This window comes from Photorhabdus sp. HUG-39 (assembly GCF_963878365.1).
Classification (GTDB): domain Bacteria; phylum Pseudomonadota; class Gammaproteobacteria; order Enterobacterales; family Enterobacteriaceae; genus Photorhabdus; species Photorhabdus kayaii.
On sequence record NZ_CAWNWY010000045.1, the window covers coordinates 1 to 18,349 of the forward strand.

2 pseudogenes are annotated in these 18,349 nt (G+C 53.0%); one reads left to right on the forward strand and one right to left on the reverse strand.

From position 1 onward, the window contains the following. Positions 1 to 194, forward strand: a pseudogene (locus AAC155_RS21320) (IS4 family transposase); the annotation flags it as partial. Positions 195 to 208: 14 nt separating this feature from the next. Here AAC155_RS21320 and AAC155_RS21325 read toward each other — a convergent pair. Then, positions 209 to 17,890: pseudogene (locus AAC155_RS21325) on the reverse strand (amino acid adenylation domain-containing protein); the annotation flags it as partial. Positions 17,891 to 18,349 lie beyond the last annotated feature (459 nt).

The window sequence follows — 18,349 nt, forward strand, 5'->3', positions numbered from 1 at the left end:
AAGAAAAATGCCGTGTGCCGAAAAAAGCCCCGAGCTTGCATTGGGCCTTCATCAATCTGGGAAAACTGGCCGGCTGGTACGATTCCAAACGCACGGGTCGAGTCGGATGGGAACGACTTTGGGAAGGTTGGTTTCGGCTGCAAACCCTGATAGACGGCTATTTGCTGGCTAAATCAGTTGATTTGGAGATCTGATCAAGAGACAGGGTATAGACCGGGTCCAACGGCACATAGGCCCCGCCGGCTTTCAGTATTGCCAATACTCCCACGACCATTGCCGGTGAACGTGACACACAAATCGCCACTCGCTGATCGGGCACGACACCCAATGCGATAAGCTGATGGGCTAACCGGTTAGCGCGGGTATTTAATTCAGCATAACTGAGAGCCTGATCTTCATGCACTAACGCTATCGCGTCAGGGGTTTGCTCCACTTGCTGTTCAAACAATCGATGAATACACAATGTCTCAGAATAGGCGGTTTCCGTCGCATTCCAAGTTTTCAGCAACAGTGTGCGCTCCGTTTCCGGCAGAATGCTCAATGTCCGTACCGGCGTTTCCGGGGCCTGTTCCAACGCGACTGCCAAACTCTCCAGTGCCTGTTGCATATAGCCGCATACCCGTTCCGGCTCAAACGGCTGGGCAACTTGAACGGTCAATCCCAAGGATTCACCAAAATCCTCCACCGACAGCACTAACGGATAATTGGTTCGCTCCTGCGCATCAAGAAATTCAATACCGTTTACAAGTTCATCCAACGTTGCTGAAAATGCATTATGCCGATAATTCAGCAAGCTACTAAAGAGAGGGATCTCACCTTGCACGCCACTGCAACGCTGAGCCAACGCCAGTGAAGCATGTTCGTGTTCCAGTAATCCGGCCAGCCGGGTATGGGCGGCCAGTACACTCCCCCGTACCGGGGTATCATCGATGTCCAGCCGCAGAGGCAAGGTATTGATAAACAGCCCCATTCCGTTGTCAGCCCCTTCTCCCGCCGCCATGCGCCCAAACAGCACGGTGCCGAACACCACTTGCTCTTGATCGCTGGTGTGCGACAACACCTGCGCCCAAGCCAAATGACACAACGCCGCCAGACTGACCCCCAAACGCCGGGCCTGACCACGCAGACGGTCATTCAATTCTGGCGCCAGCATCCAGTGAGATTCCGTTACCTGTGAACCATCACGATGCACCTCCGTCAATCCGAATGGCAGCGTGGGTTCGTCCACCTCCGCCAACATCTCGGTAAAGAAACGGGTATGTTCCTCCTCACTCATCCCCAACCGGGCTTCAGCCACTAAATTACGGAAAGAGACCGGGGAAGTCAGGCTGTCTTCCCGTTCGGCAAGATACGCCTGAACCTCGCCATTCATCACGTCCAACGTGGTATGGTCGCCAATCAGATGATGCAACAATTGCAGTACAGTCCAACGACCATCAGTCTCCCGCGCCACCACAAACCGCATCAACGGTGCTTCGCTCAGATCAAGACTGTAACGACGAGGATTAAAACGTTGAGCCAGTTGTTCACCAATCGGCTCATCCGCCGGGTCTAAATCCAATTCAGTCACCGATAAAGGCGCCTGACGCCAGACCACCTGAGCCGGCACAGACAACTCTTGCCAGATAAAGGCGGTACGCAGAATATCGTGGCGATCAACCACCCGTTGCACCGCCACCAGATAACGGTCTAGCAGAGTCCGATCAGCGAAGACCATCTGGCCGGCTAACAAATAGGGATCGCCTTCGTTTGCCAGTAAGTGGTGGAACAAAATACCGTCCTGCAACGGCGATAGGGCATAGATATCCTGAATATTGTTCACCCCGCCCGGCACTTGCCTGACGATGCGGTCAATGTCGGCTTGAGTCAAATCAATCAGCGGCAACATTGCCGGCGTCAACGCTGTCGTTGTCGGCGTAATGACGTTAGGCGGCACGATCACAGCTTGATGCTGCCCTAACGTTTGCGCCAAGTCTGACAACATCGGCGACTGGAACAGATCACGCGCCGTCAGTGACAATCCCAAGTGACGCATGCGCTCAACCATCCGTATCGCGAGCAACGAATGCCCCCCTAGGGCAAAAAAGCTGTCATGGCGACTTATTTTCTCAATGCCCAGTAATTCACGCCAAATCGCTGCCAGCGCGATTTCTGTTTCTCCCTGAGGCGCGGCGTAAACTTGGTGGACAAAGGCGTCATTGTCCGGTGCCGGCAACGCTTGATGATCCAACTTACCGTTAGCCGTCAATGGAAAAGCGTCCAGCCGTACAAAAGCTGACGGCACCATATAGTCAGGCAAAATAGCATTCAGATGAGCACGTAAGTTGTTCACCAGCCCCTTATCCGCAGGTGCCGCCACATAGGCCACCAGCCGTTTCTCCTGCCCTTCGCCGCGTGCCAACACCGCCGCTTCACGCACCGTTGGGTACTCGGCCAACCGGATCTCAATTTCCTCCGGTTCAATACGGAAACCACGGATCTTAACCTGCTGGTCATTACGGCCCAGGAATTCCAGATTGCCATCCGGCAGATAACGCGCCAAATCCCCGGTGCGGTACATGCGGGCATCCGGTTGATCACTGAACGGATCAACAAGGAAACGTTCGGCGGTTAATTCAGGCCGATTAAGATAACCACAGGCTACCCCATCACCTCCCACATAAATCTCTCCGGTCACCCCCAACGGCACCGGCTGACCATACTTATCCAACAGATAAACCCGCGTGTTGGCTACCGGCCGACCGATAGGAATGCGGGCGGCTCCCGATGTTAATGCAGTGATACGGTATGTGGTCGTAAAAGTGGTGCCTTCACTTGGCCCATAGCCATTTAATAGCCGTTGTGGCGGATTGGTGTTCAGTACCCGACCAATAACATGGGGATCAAGGGCATCTCCGCCGACAATCAGGAGCTTTATCTGTGGAAGAATCGGAAGCAACTCCGTTGCTAGCTGGTTAAACAATCCGACACTCAACCACAGAACGGTCATTCGCTGACCCCGTAGAGTCTGTACAAACGCCTGCGGCGTCAACAAAGTGGCGTGATCGATAACCACTAACGCGCCACCATTGAGCAATGGCGCCCAGACTTCAAACGTACTGGCATCGAACGCCGGATTAGCGGCAAAGGCTACCCGATCCTCCGGCCCAATTTCTGCATAGCCATTATTAATAACCAACCGAACCACCGCACGATGCGGCACCAAAACCCCTTTAGGTGTGCCGGTAGAACCGGAAGTGTACATGATATACGCTAACTCGGTGCTGGAACGCGGTAAGTCAAGGTTGCGACGATCTTGCTCGTGAACCGTATCTGTCTCATCCAAGAGACGAAGCAGCGGCACAGTTAAGTTAGCCGGAATATCCGCCCGCGTATCGGTAAGCAACAACTTGGCTGAACAATCACTGATCAGCCAGTTTTTCCGCTCATCCGGCACACTAGGATCTATCGGCACGTAAACGGCACCAGCTTTGAGAATCGCTAATTGGGCTACCACCAGTTCCATTGAGCGTGCTAGCAAGAGCGCAACATAATCACCGGAATACACCCCTTGTTCAATGAGCTGACGAGCCAACCGGTTAGCGCGGGCATTTAATTCGGCATAACTGAGGGTCTGTTCGTAATACACTAATGCTGTCGCGTCAGGGGTTTTCTCCACCTGTTGTTCAAACAACTGATGAATACATAACCTCTCAGGATAGACGGTTGCCGTGGCGTTCCAGGTTTCCAGTAATAACGTGCGCTCCGCCGGAGAAAGGAGATCAATTTCCCTGACCGACTGTTGAGGGTTAGCCACCATCGCTTGCAGTACCGCATGCAGATATCCCACCTGCCGCTCCATTGTCTCTGAATCAAACAGGGCCGTGGCATAACTCAACGCCCCCACGATCCTGCCCTCCTCTTCTGACAAGCCCAGTTCAAGATCAAACTTGACAACGTCAACGGCTTGATCGACCGGTGATACCGCCAGCCCCGGTAATCCCCATTCCGTGTTCTCATTGTTCTGCCAGACAAACATCACTTGGAACAATGGGGTATGCGCCAGTCGGCGCGGCGGTTGCACGATTTCCACCACCTGTTCAAACGGTAAATCCTGATGCTCTTGTGCCGCCAATGCGGTTTGCCGGATTCGCGCCAGCAACTCGGTTACGGTCAGCTCATCCGATACATCCATGCGCAACGCCAGCGTATTGACAAAGAAGCCAATCAACGGTTCTATTTCCTGACGATTGCGACCCGCACTTGGTGTGCCGATCACCATATCTTCCTGACCCGACAGACGCGACAGAACCACCGCCCAAGCTGATAACAGCGTCATGAATAAGGTGACGCCCTGCTGCTCACTCAGATGTTTCAGGGCCGTTGTTAATTCCACATCCAGATCAACCGGTACGGCATGTCCGGCAAATGACTGCTCCAGCGGGCGAGGCCGATCCGTAGGCAAATCCAACAGAACCGGCGCGTCAGCCAACATGGCACGCCAATAGTCAGATTGAGCCTGAATACGCTCAACCGACAGCCACTGACGCTGCCAGGCAGCATAATCCGGGTATTGAATCGCCAACGGCGGCAAGGGATCGGGTTGTCCGTCCATAAACGCCATATAGAGCGTGTTCAGTTCCTGTATCAGCACATTGGCAGACCAGTCATCGGAAATAATGTGGTGCAAAGTCAGCAAAAACTGATATTCGTCATCGGTGATCCGGATGAGAGCCGCGCGGATAAGCGGGCCACTTTCAAGATCAAATGATGCATGAGCCTCTTCCACGCTCAAACGCTCAAGGACTCTATCAGCATCTGGAATCCTACGCAGGTCATATTGAGATAACAGTAAGCCGTTATCCGGTTCCAACAACCGCACTTGCGGCTGACCATCAATAGAGATAAAGACAGAGCGTAACGCTTCATGACGGGCAAATAAGGTATTCAGCGCTTTTTGCCAAGCCACGATATCCAGTTGTCCAGATAAACGCAGGGCCATCGGGATATGATAAGTTTCACTGACCCCCTCAAGCTGCGCCAGGAACCACAAGCGCTGTTGCGCAAATGACAACGGTAATTCCCCTTCACGGGATATCGGCAGAATGGACGGCAGGAGCGTGTCCGACTGCCCCATCCGGGCCTGCATGACCTCCGCAAAATCCCTTAATGATGGAGATTTAAACAGGGTAGTCAGCGGCAGTTCAATACCTAAAGCAGTTACCCGATTCACCACTCGCATCGCCAGTAACGAGTGACCGCCCAAGGCAAAGAAATTATCATGCCGGCTAATCTGTTCAACGCCCAGCAACTCACACCAGACAGCCGCCAGCATCGTTTCTATCTTCCCTTGCGGGGCTTCATAGATCTGACGGGCAAACGCCTCTTCCCCCGGTGCCGGCAACGCCCGACGATCCAACTTGCCATTTGGGGTCTGCGGTAAAGTCTCCAGCCGCACAAAGGCTGCCGGGACCATATAGTCAGGTAAAACCGCACTCAAATATTCACGCAAACGGGTTGCCAACCCTTCATTCGCTTCTGCCGCCACATAGGCTACCAGCCGTTTGCCCTGCTCATCTTCCCATACCAGCACTGCCGCCTCTTGCACCGCCGGGTGTTCTTCCAACCGGGTTTCAATTTCCCCTAGCTCAACCCGGAAGCCGCGAATTTTGACCTGCTGATCGTTACGACCCAGAAACTCCAAGTCGCCATCCGGCAAATAGCGGGCCAAATCCCCAGTAACATACATCCGTGCGCCGGGTTCTGAACTAAAAGGATCGGGTATAAAACGTTCCGCGCTCAATTCCGGCAGGTTAAGGTAGCCTCGCGCCACACCCACGCCGCCAATATACATTTCGCCAACGCCGCCTAACGGGACTAACTGACCGTATTTATCCAACAGGTAAACGCAGGTATTTTTAAGCGGTCGGCCGATAGAGCAATCATCGGCTGGGGATAAAACCTCCTTACAAGTCGCCGTTACGGTATTTTCCGTCGGCCCATAGGCGTTCAACAGTCGGGGCCGGTGGACTTCCCGTACAAACCAATCCTGAATGGCGCTCTTCTTAACCGCCTCTCCACCAATGATAATGAGTCGGAGACAATCCGGTAGCGGTAATGCCTTGTTGTCTCTGGCAATCAGTTCGGACCAGAATAATGCCGGCAGAGACATCACTGTGATACGGTGCTGCCAGGCTAAGCCAATAAACGCCGACATAGACGCCAGCCAACTGTCATCACGCATGACCAACGTGGCGCCATTGCATAATGTCGAGAAACATTCCTCCACTGAAACGTCAAATGCAAAAGAAGCAAATTGCAACATCCGATCTTGCGCCGTCACCGTATAGGTCTCATTAAAGCCCAAATGACGCTGATACACCGCCTGATGTTCCACCATCACCCCTTTCGGCTGCCCGGTTGAGCCGGAGGTATAGATGATGTAAATCAGGTGTTGTGGCGTCAACGCAGCTACCTGCGGATTGTAGTCCGACTGGTCTGGCAAGGTATTCGGATCAAATACCGTCAGCCCGCTCAACGCTTCATCACCTAATGTCGCCCGTCCAGTCGCATCAGCCAACACCACTGACGGCGTTGTATCATTCAGGATATACGCCAAACGTTCTAACGGATAGGTTGGGTCCAGCGGCACATAGGCGCCACCGGCTTTCAATACCGCCAACAGCGCTACCACCATGACCGGTGAACGCGACACACAAATCGCCACCGGCTGGTCAGGTACGACACCCAATGCGATAAGCTGATGGGCCAACCGGTTAGCGCGGGCATTTAATTCGGCATAACTGAGGGTTTGCTCCTGATACACCAGCGCCGTGGCCTTTGGAGTTTTCTCCACCTGTTGTTCAAACAGTTGGTGAATGCATAACGCCTCAGGATAGGCGGTTTCCGCCGCGTTCCAAGTTTCCAGCAATAGCTTGCGCTCCGCTGGGGCTAGGATATCAATTTCCCCGATCGGCTGTTGAGGGTTAACCGCCATCGCTTGCAGCACCGCATACAGATATCCCACTTGCCGTTCCATTGTTGCCGGATCAAACAGGGCGGTAGCATAACTCAGCTCCCCAACAATCCTGCCCTCCTCCTCCGACAAGCCCAGTTCAAGATCAAACTTGACAATATCAACGGCTTGATCGACCGGTGAGACGGCCAGCCCCGGTAATCCCCATTCTGAGTTCTCATTGTTCTGCCAGGCAAACATCACCTGGAACAACGGGGTATGCGCCAACCGGCGTGGTGGTTGCACGATTTCCACCACCTGTTCAAACGGTAAATCCTGATGCTCCTGCGCCGTCAATGCGGTTTGTCGGACTCGCGCCAGCAATTCACTCACCGTCAGCTCACCCGATAAATCCATGCGCAACGCCAGCGTATTGACAAAGAAGCCAATCAACGGCTCCACTTCCCGACGACCACGGCCCGCGCTTGGCGTGCCAATCACCACATCGTCCTGACCTGACAAACGTGACAGAACCACGGACCAGGCTGACAACAGCGTCATGAATAAGGTGACGCCCTGCTGCTCACTCAGGCGCTTAAGGGCTGCCGTTAATTCCACATCCAGGTTAACCGGCACGGCATCGCCGGCAAACGACTGTTCCGGCGGGCGAGGCCGATCAGTGGGCAAATCCAGCAGAACCGGCGCGTCAGCCAGCATTGCACGCCAATAGTCGGATTGAATATGAACCCTTTCAGCCGACAGCCACTGACGCTGCCAGGCGGCATAATCCGGGTATTGAATCGCCAATGACGGTAACGAAGCCGGTTGCCCGGCTATAAACGCGGTATAGAGCGTGCTCAGTTCCTGCATCAATATATCGGCAGACCAGCCATCGGAAATAATATGATGCTGCGTCAGTAAAAATTGATATTCGTCATCGGTGATCCGGATGAGAGCAGCGCGAATAAGCGGGCCACTTTCGAAGTCAAATGACGCGTGGGCCTCCTCCGTGCTCAGGCGCTCAAGGACTTCATCAGCATCCGAAACGCCGCGCAGGTCATATTGAGATAACAGTAAGCCACTATCCGGTTCCAACAGCCGCACTTGTGGCTGACCATCAATAGAGATAAAGACAGAACGCAATGCTTCATGACGGGCAAACAAGGTATCCAGCGCCTTTTGCCAGGCCGCGATATCCAATTGACCAGACAAGCGCAGGGCCATCGGGATATGATAAGTTTCACTGACCCCATCAAGCTGCGCCAGGAACCACAAGCGCTGTTGCGCAAATGACAGCGGTAACGTCTCCTCGCGGGATATCGGCAAAATATTATCCGGTTGACCAGACCGAGTCTGCATAGCCTCAGCAAATACCCTCAATGAAGGGGACTTAAACAGGGTAGTCAGCGGCAGTTCGACGCCTAAAGCGGCTACCCGGTTCATTACCCGCACCGCCAGCAACGAATGGCCGCCCAAGGCAAAGAAATTGTCATGCCGGCTGATCTGTTCAACACCCAGAACTTCACGCCAAATCGCCGCCAGAGCCATTTCCATTTCTCCCTGAGGCGCTTCATAAACCTGACGGGCCACGGCTTCATTGTCTGGCGCCGGCAGCGCTTGACGATCCAGTTTACCGTTCGGCGTTAATGGCAATGCATCCAGCCGTACAAAGGCCGTCGGCACCATGTAATCAGGCAACTGAGCGCCCAGATGTTCACGTAAGCTATTAATCAACCCTTCATGAGCTTCCGCCACCACATAGGCCACCAGCCGTTTTTCCTGCCCGTCACCTTGTGCCAATACCACAGATTCACTCACCGCCGGATGTTCCAACAACCGGGCCTCAATTTCCCCCGGTTCAATGCGGAAACCGCGAATTTTAACCTGCTGGTCGTTACGGCCCAGAAATTCCAGATTGCCGTCCGGCAGGTAACGGGCTAAATCCCCGGTGCGGTACATGCGGGCATCCGGTTTATCACTAAACGGATCGATAAGGAAACGTTCCGCCGTCAAGTCAGGGCGATTGAGGTAGCCACGCGTCACGCCCGCTCCCCCAATATAAATTTCCCCCACCACGCCCAACGGCACCGGTTGACCATACTCGTCCAGTAAGTAAAGGCTGGTGTTGGCTATCGGACGCCCGATACTTTCAATAATCCGGTCACCTCGCTGTATCGGCAACCAGGCAGAATAGGTTGTCGTTTCAGAAGGCCCATAGAGATTGCATAGCCGCTCTATTTGTGTTTCCTGGAAAATCTGTTTAATTAAAGCGCCTTTAAGCGGCTCTCCCGCCAGATTGACAGTATGGACCGACGCCATCAGCGCCTGAGCTTGCAATAACGGTTTCATCGCAGACGGCACGGAGTTGATCAAGGTCACCGGCAGGGCATGCTGCATCAATGACAGCGCATCTTCCACCAGATAAATCGCCGCGCCACGGGACAACGGCATAAAACATTCGAAAATGGACAGGTCGAAATTCATCGACGTTGAGAAAAGCACCTCGCGGATCGCTTCCGTTTCAAAAGCCTGCTGTGCCCAGTGCAGGAAGTTAACCGTATTACGGTGCTCAATCATCACCCCTTTGGGTACTCCCGTGGAACCGGAGGTATAAATCACATAGGCCAGATGCCGCGAAGTCAGCGCAGATACCTGTGGGTTACTGTCCGGCTGTTCAGGCAAGGTATTCGGGTCCAGCACCACGAGTCCGGTCAGCGCTTCCTCGCCCAGTGCAACCCAGCCAGCCTTATCCGCCAGCACCACAGCTGGGGCAGCATCATGCAAAATATGCGCCAGACGCGCGCCGGGATAAGCCGGGTCTAGCGGCACATACGCCCCGCCCGCTTTCATGACCGCCAGCAATCCCACCACCATCGCCGGTGAACGTGACACGCAAATCGCCACTCGCTGGTCAGGGACAACACCGAGTGCAATCAACTGATGAGCCAGCCGGTTAGCGTGGGCGTTTAATTCGCCATAACTGAAGGTCTGCTCTTCATACACTAACGCTGTCGCGTCAGGGGTTTGCTCCACCTGTTGTTCAAATAATTGATGAATGCACAACTGGTCAGGATAAGCGGCTTCCGTGGCATTCCAAGTTGTTAACAACAAGGTACGCTCCGCTTCCGGCAGAATTTCCAACTGTCGTACCGGCATTTGCGGGGCCTGTTCCAGCGCTGTCACCAAACTCTCTAGCGCTTGCTGCATATAACCGCACAAGCTTTCCGGCTCAAACGGCTGCACTACTTGAGCCGTCAGCCCCAGAGCATCACCAAAATCTTCTACCGATAGCATTAACGGATAGTTGGTCCGCTCCTGTGCGCCAAGAAACTCAATACCGTTCATCAAATCATCTGACGTTACCGGCAAAGTATTGTGCCGATAGTTCAGCAAGCTGTTAAAGAGGGGGATCTCACCCTGCACGCCGCTGCAACGCTGGGCCAGCGCCAGTGATGCGTGTTCATGCGCCAATAATCCGGCCAATCGGGTATGGGCAACCTGCACACTCTCCCGTACCGGGGTCTCATCCATATCCAACCGTAACGGCAAGGTATTGATAAACAGCCCCATGCCATTGTCAGCCCCGTCTCCCGCCGCCATACGCCCAAACAGCACCGTGCCGAACACCACTTGATCTTGCCCACTGGTACGCGACAACACCTGTGCCCAAGCCAGATGACACAAGGTCGCCAGACTAACACTCAAGCGTCGGGCCTGACCGCGCAAACGGTTATTTAGCTCAGGCGCCAGCATCCGGTGAGATTCAGCCACCTGCGAGCCATCACGATGCACTTCCGTCAACCCGAACGGTAACGTGGGTTCATCCACCCCGGCTAACATGTCAGTAAAGAAACGGGTATGTTCCTCCTGACTCATCCCCAACCGGGCCTGCGCCACCAGATTACGGAAAGGCGCCGGTGTAGGCAGGCTCTCCTCCTGACCTGCCAGATACGCCTGCACTTCACGGTGCATCACTTCCATCGTTTCATGGTCGCCAATCAGGTGATGCAGCAGTTGCAACAGAACCCAACGGCCATCAGTTTCTTGTGCCGCCACAAAACGTAATAGCGGTGCTTCCCTCAAATCAATACGATGCGGTCAATATCAGCCTGAGTCAAATCAATCAGCGGCAACATTGCCGGCGTCAACTCTGTGGTTGCTGGCATAATGACGTTAGGCGGCACTTTCACAGCCTGATGCTGTCCTAATGTTTGCGCCAGATCTGACAGCACCGGCGACTGGAACAGATCACGCGCCGTCAGTGTCAATCCCAAGTGACGCAAGCGTCCAATCATGCGTACAGCGAGCAACGAATGACCACCCAAGGCAAAAAAGCTGTCATACCGACTTATTTGCTCAATGCCCAATAATTCACGCCAAATCGCCGCCAGCGCTATTTCTGTTTCTCCCTGGGGCTCAGCGTAAACCTGACGGGCAACAATTTCATTGTCCGGCGCCGGTAACGCCCGATGATCCAACTTACCGTTTGGCGTCAACGGAAAAGCATCCATCCGCACAAAGGCCGTTGGCACCATATAGTCAGGTAAAATAGTACTCAGGTGAGTATGCAGGCTGTCCACCAGCCCGTTATCCTCTGATTCCACCACATAGGCCACCAGCCGTTTATTCTGACCTTCCCTGTACCAACACCGCCACTTCACGCACCGTTGGGTGATCGGCTAACCGGGCCTCAATTTCCTTTGGTTCAATGCGGAAACCGCGGATTTTAACCTGCTGATCATTACGGCCCAAGAACTCCAGATTGCCGTCCGGCAGATAACGCGCCAAATCTCCGGTGCGGTACATACGGGCATCCGGGTTATCACTGAACGGATCGACAAGGAAACACTCGGCGGTCAATTCAGGCCGATTAAGATAACCACAAGCCACCCCATCTCCACCTACATAAATCTCTCCGACCACCCCCAGCGGCACCGGCTGACCATAAGTATCCAATAGATAAACCCGCGTGTTGGCTACCGGTCGGCCAATCGGGATGTTGGTCGCTCCCGGTGCGACTGCATTGATACGGTATGTGGTCGTAAAGGTGGTGCCTTCACTCGGCCCATAACCATTTAATAGCTGCTGTGGCGGACTGGTGCGCAATACCTGACCGATGACATGCGGATCAAGGGCATCTCCGCCGACAATCAGGAGCCTTATCTGCGGCAAAACAGGAGACAATTCCTCTGCTAGCTGGTTGAACAATCCGACGCTCAACCACAGAACAGTAATTCGCTGAACTTGTAAAACCTGTACAAATTCTGGCGGCGTCAGCAAAGTGGCGTGATCAACAACCACTAACGCGCCACCATTAAGCAACGGCGCCCAGACTTCAAACGTGCTGGCATCGAAAGCCGGGTTAGCGGCAAAGGCCACTCGGTCATCGGGTTCGATTTCAGCATAGCCATTGTTGATCACCAGCCGGACCACCGCACGATGCGGCACCAATACGCCTTTAGGTATCCCGGTAGAGCCAGAGGTGTACATGATATACGCTAACTCAGTGCTGGAACGCGGTAAGTCAAGGTTAAGGCGATCTTCCTCGTTGTCCGTATCTGTCTCATCTGAGAGACGAAACAGCGGCACAGCCATATCCGCCGGAATATCCACCCGCGTATCGGTGAGCAGTAACTTGGCTGCACAATCACTTATTAGCCAGTTTTTCCGCTCATCCGGCACATTGGGATCTATCGGCACGTAAACAGCGCCGGCTTTAAGAATTGCCAACTGGGCCATCACCAGTTCTACTGATCGAGCGAGCAAAAGCGCGACATGATCACCGGGACATACCCCTTGTTCGATGAGCTGACGAGCCAACCGGTTAGCGCGGGCATTTAATTCGTCATAACTGAGGGTCTGTTCTTCATACACTAATGCTATCGCATCAGGCGTTTTCTCCACCTGCTGTTCAAACAACTGATGAATACATAACGCTTCAGGATAGGCGGTTTCTGTGGCGTTCCAAGTTTTTAACAACAACGTATGTTCCGCTTCCGGCAGGATTTCCAATGCCCGAACAGCCATATCCGGGGCTTGCTCAAGGGCCTCCACCAGACTTTCCAGCGTCTGTTGCATATAGCCGCATACCCGTTCCGATTCAAACGGTTGCACGACCTGCGCGGTCAGTCCCAGTGCATCGCCAAAATCCTCCACCGACAGCACTAACGGGTAGTTAGTTCGCTCCTGTATGCCAAGGAATTCAATACCGCCAATCAGTTCATCTGATGCTGCCGATAAAGCATTATGCCGATAGTTCAGCAGGGCACTAAAGAGTGGCGTACCGCTGGCAACCCCGCTGCACCGCTGAGCCAGCGCCAATGACGCATGCTCATGCGCTAATAATCCGGCCAATCGGGCATGGGCAGCCTGTACACTTGCCCGTACCGGGGTTTCATCGATATCCAACCGCAATGGCAAGGTATTAATAAATAACCCCATGCCGTTGTCGGCGCCATCTGCTGCCTGCATACGCCCAAACAGCACGGTGCCGAACACCACTTGTTCCTGACCACTGGTACGCGACAACACCTGTGCCCAAGCCAAATGACACAATGCCGCCAGACTGACCCCTAAACGCCGAGCCTGACCACGCAGACGGGTATTCAACTCAGGTGCCAACATCCGGTGGGATTCCGTCACCTGTGAGCCGTCGCGGTGCACCTCTGTCAACCCAAATGGCAGCGTCGGTTCATCAACGTCTGCCAGCATCTCGGTAAAGAAGCGAGTATGTTCCTCCTGACTCACCCCCAGTCGGGCCTGAGCCACCAGATTGCGGAAAGGTACCGGAACAGGCAGGCCCTCCTCCTGACCCATTAGATATGTCTGGACTTCGCGGTGCATCACTTCCATCGTTTCATGGTCGCCAATCAGGTGATGCAGCAATTGCAGCAGTATCCAACGGCCATCGGTTTCCTGCGCCACCACAAAACGCAATAACGGCGCTTCGTTCAGGTCGAGACGATGATGACGCGGATCAAACTGCCGGATTAACTGCTCACTGACCGGACCATCAACCGGGTTTAATGTCAGTTCCGTCACTGACAAGGTCGCCTGACGCCAGACCACCTGTGCCGGCACTGACAATCCTTGCCAGATAAAAGCGGTACGCAGGATATCGTGGCGATCAACCACCTGTTGAACCACCGCCAGATAACGATCCAACAGCGCCCGATCAGCAAAGGCCATCAGTCCTGTCAACAGATATGGGTCGCCTTCGTTTGCCAGTAAGTGGTGGAACAAAATACCGTCCTGCAACGGCGACAGAGCATAGATATCCTGAATATTAGCGATCCCGCTCGGCACCTGCCCGACGATGCGGTCAATGTCAGCCTGAGTCAAATCAATCAGCGGCAACATCGCCGGAGTCAGGGCCGTAGTTGCTGGCGTAATAACGTTAGGCGGTACGATCACAGCCTGATGCTGTCCCAACGTTTGAGCCAGATCTGACAGCACCGGCGATTGAAACAGATCACGCGCCGTCAGTGTCAATCCCAAGTGACGCAGGCGTTCAACCACCCGTATCGCGAGTAGCGAATGACCACCCAGAGCAAAAAAGCTGTCATACCGGCTTATCTGCTCAATTCCCAGTAATTCACGCCAAATCGCCGCCAGCGCAATTTCTGTTTCTCCCTGAGGCGCTTCGTAAGTCTGACGGGCAAAGGCTTCACTGTCAGGCGCCGGTAGTGCACGACGATCCAATTTACCGTTCGGCGTTAACGGAAACGCATCCAGCCGCACAAAGGCTGACGGCACCATATAGTCAGGCAAAATAGCTTGCAGATGAGCACGCAGACTGTTCGCCAGCCCGTCATGGGCTTCCGCCACCACATAGGCCACCAGCCGTTTATCCTGCCCTTCCCCTCGTACCAACACCACCGCTTCACGCACCGCCGGGTGCTCTGCTAACCGGGCTTCAATTTCCCCCAGTTCAACGCGGAAGCCGCGGATTTTAACCTGCTGATCGTTTCGGCCCAAGAATTCCAGATTGCCGTCGGGCAGATAACGCGCCAAATCTCCAGTACGGTACAGGCGAGCATCCGGGTTATCACTGAACGGATCGGTAAGGAAATGCTCGGCGGTCAATTCAGGCCGATTAAGATAACCACAGGCCACCCCATCTCCACCCACATAAATCTCTCCGACCCCCCCTAACGGCACCGGCTGACCATAGGCATCCAGCAGATAAACCCGCGTGTTGGCTACCGGTCGACCGATCGGGATATTGGTCGCTCCCGGTGCGACTGCATTGATTCGGTATGTTGCCGTAAAGGTGGTACCTTCACTTGGCCCATAGCCATTTAATAGCTGTTGCGGCGGACTGGTGTTCAGTACCTGGCCGATAACATGGGGATCAAGGGCATCTCCGCCGACAATCAGAAGCTTTATCTGCGGCAAAACCGGTGACAGTTCTGCTGCCAGCCGGTTAAACAACCCGACACTCAACCACAAAATCGTTATTTGCTGAATTTGTAAAGCTTGTACAAACGCCTGCGGCGTCAGCAAAGTGGCGTGATCAACAACCACTAATGCGCCACCATTCAGCAACGGCGCCCAGACTTCAAACGTGCTGGCATCAAACGCCGGATTAGCGGCAAAAGCCACCCGATCATCTGGTCCGATTTCAGCATAGCCATTATTGATAACCAGCCGGACTACCGCACGATGCGGTACCAAAACCCCTTTGGGTGTCCCGGTAGAACCGGAAGTGTACATGATATACGCTAACTCGGCGCTGGAACGCGGTAAGTCAGGATTGATGCGATCTTCTTCGCCGCCCGAGTCTGTCTCATCCGAGAGACGAAGCAGCGGCACAGCCAGGTTAGTCGGAATATCCGCCTGTGTATCGGCGAGCAGCAATTTGGCGGAACAATCACTTATCAACCAGTTTTTCCGTTCATCCGGCACACTGGGATCTATCGGCACGTAAACAGCACCGGCTTTGAGAATCGCCAATTGTGCCACGACCAGTTCCATCGAACGCGCTAGCAGAAACGCAACATGATCACCGGGACACACCCCCAGTTCAATGAGCTGACGAGCTAACCGATTGGCGCGGGTATTCAGTTCCATATAACTGAAAGTTTTATCTCCCGCTATCAGTGCCATTGCCTCTGGGGTTTTCTCCACCTGTTGTTCAAACAACTGATGAATGCATAACGCCTCAGGATACGTGGTTTTAGTAGCGTTCCAGGTCTCCAGCAACAACCTACGTTCAGCCTCAGGCAACAAATTAAGCTGCCCCACGGGGGTTTCATCACTCATCCTTTTTGATGACGCCAGCACCTGCAAATGTTCATTCATCCGCAGAATAACTTCTTGGCTCAGGCGATTTTCATCATAGATCCAACGAAAACCGCCCTGCGAATTTATCTGGAACGTCAATAATTCGCCGGCTACCGTCTGATCACAGGGTTTGTCATCCTGTATCACAGAAATGGCGATCTGCCACGGTCGGCTTGTTCTTAATGCCGGGATAGACCGCAGTGAAGGAGAACGGGAAAGAAGATCACGACTAAATGTGCGGTGCCGCGCCAATCGGACAAGCTCGTTATCAATCCAGTCAGCTGCCACAGACCACGGCTTATCAAACGCCACCTCAACAACCATCGGCACCACCGATGACAACCCGGTCAATATATTTGGTTTATCTTCTGCCCCATCCACACACCAGCCGATTTGGAGTTCAGTCTGCTGAGTCAAGCGCGCAAGATAGATAACGAATACCTGCAACAGTGTCTGTAATGGATCTTCTCCAGCATTTTTTAGCCATGGAGGCTGCCAAGGGCTGATTCCCCATCGGGGTTCTGCTTGTTTCCCCATCATTTCAAAAGGCAACTGGAGTGGTTGCAACGAGGCAAGACGCTCATACCAAAATGGTTCACTGGGTGCGAGTGTTTGAAGGGTATTTTTTACATTCTGCGCTTGTTGTGAGGAGAGCAAAGGAAGCTGTTTGCCTGGCCTAAGTTCCGATATATCGGCAAGTTCTCTGGCAGACAACAAATGACCTTCAAGGGTGGCGAATCCCCCAATCCGCACATCCTCACTACCAGTCGTCACCTGCCAGGCATCCTCCTCCACACTAATCAACGTACCGGGTCCCCCCTCAGAGCACGTGTTCAACCGCTGAAGCCAGGAAATTTGTACCGGGCCCTGCCTCAGTAACAGTTTCGGGCAACCCAATGGATTTAAATAATTCTCCCCAAAATCTAATGCCCGCACTAAAGCTGACAGAACTTCTCCCGACTGCTCCCAACATAAATATCCCCCCCAGTCGGGGCGACGTGACTGAGCATAAAAACTCCGTTGCGAAAGATCCTGAAGGTAAGTCACCAGTGCGTCGCGCCCCAGATTCTTCAGTAGTTCAACAAATCCTTTCTGAGCAGCTTGGTAACATTTCAGATTCAACGAGAAAGCATTATCCTGTTCTTCAATCGATACCGGCCATTGCACGGCAATATCGCCGACATCCACACCGCCTTCAATACAGTGCCAGGAGATAGCGTAATGTGTTTCCCTCGCTAACAACGCCCAAGAGGTTGCATGACTGCCCGCATAGCGTGGCAGGGGACTATTATGATAATTAAAAGCCCCGCCACGAATTTGTTCAATAAGCGACATCGGCAGGATGATTGGGTTGACGATTGAGAAAAGCCAATCGACAGGCTGTAATGTGATTTGTTCCTGTAATGCATCAACCGAGTTCACACAAGCAATCCCTTGCTGGGCAGCCCACGTTTGTAGAACAGTATCAGTAGGTAGCACTGCTTGTATGGTATGTCCAGCCGCCAGAATTTGCTCGGCGCAAAACACCGCCAGGGTTGTTCCTCCTACCACAACACATTCTCGTGATGGAATCGATGTATCATACTTATTATGAGTTATATTTTCACATGACATCTGAGAGAGGACTTCGTCTTTAAGAACATTTCCATCTGTAGCAATGTTACCTTTCATCTATTACCTCAACGAATTTGTTAGAAATTTGAAAACTGTCATACCCGACAGCCATCACCAATATTTCTTTCTTACTTCTTACCCCAAAAAAAATAAATACGGACGTATCCAACATCAATTCAAAATATTAAAAAACCGTGCCATCGCTCGATTAACAATGACCAATTAGTCATTTTTTATGCTAATTCCCCTAATAACCGAACAAATAATCAATCTTAATTAAAAAAAATAAAACACCCTCTCCTTGTTCCTATAATGATATTATTGCATTCAATACCGTAAAGAAACTTTACTACGTAAAATTAATATCACCACATATTATTTCACAATAATAAAATAATGTGACATATATAATAATTAACCCAATAAGATATTGATTGTAACGAGATGTATTCAAATGAGATCGTTTTGTGATGTTATTTTTCTGACGCCAAGCGATATTTACCAACACCTGGTGCA